Raw genomic sequence first — 829 nt, forward strand, 5'->3', positions numbered from 1 at the left:
CCCACCGTGCCCACCAGGGGCTCCGGGGGCAGCGGGAGGCGCTCCGGGGGCCTGCGGCGGCGGAGGCACGCCGGGGCCGCCCGCCGGAGGCGTGGCCAGCATGGTTTCCGCGTGATGCACGGGACCCGGGCCGCCGGGAGCACCAGGGGCGCCGGGCGGCTGCGGCGCACCAGGCGGGTTCGGAGCACCGGGCGGATGGGGCGCACCGGGCGCTCCCGGAGGCCCGGGCGGCTGCGGAGGCTGAGGCGCGCCCGGGCCCGCCCGGCCGGGGTCGGCAAACATCGTGGCGGCATGGTGGACACCCCCCGGAGGCGTACCACCAGGGGCGCCGGGCGGCTGCGGCGCGCCAGGCGCATGCGGGGCACCCGCCGGCTGCTGCGGAGGCGGCGGCGCACCCGGACCCTGCGCGGATCCGGCCCCAGCCGAACCCCCGGCGCCGGCGGGACCGCCGGGCGCACCGGGGCCCTGGGAACCGGGCCCAACCGGACCTCCGGGCCCTCCCGGACCGTCAGGACCGAGCGCCGACACAAGCTGAGTAGGCACGTAACCACCCGCCGGAGTCCCCGGAGCCCCGGGCCCCGACGGCGGGGGAGTGCTGCCCGGCCGCGCACTCGGAGCACCCGGAGCACCCGGCGGAGGGGGCGTGGAAGGACCCGCGCTCCGGCCACGGCCCGGCGGCGGAGCCGCCTTGCTCGTCGCGGCGTCGGCGATGTCCCCGGCGTTGGGCGCGAGCGGCCGCTGCGGCACACCCGGACCGGCAGGCGACTGCGGCACACCACCCACCCTGTCGCTTATACACATCTCCGAGCCCACGAGACTAGCGCTCATC

1 pseudogene is annotated in these 829 nt (G+C 79.9%); it reads right to left on the bottom strand.

Annotated features, from left to right (window positions below):
• Positions 1-829, bottom strand: a pseudogene (locus tag C1J00_RS47515) (SUKH-4 family immunity protein); the annotation flags it as partial.

The sequence above is a fragment of the Streptomyces cahuitamycinicus genome, from assembly GCF_002891435.1.
GTDB lineage: Bacteria > Actinomycetota > Actinomycetes > Streptomycetales > Streptomycetaceae > Streptomyces > Streptomyces cahuitamycinicus.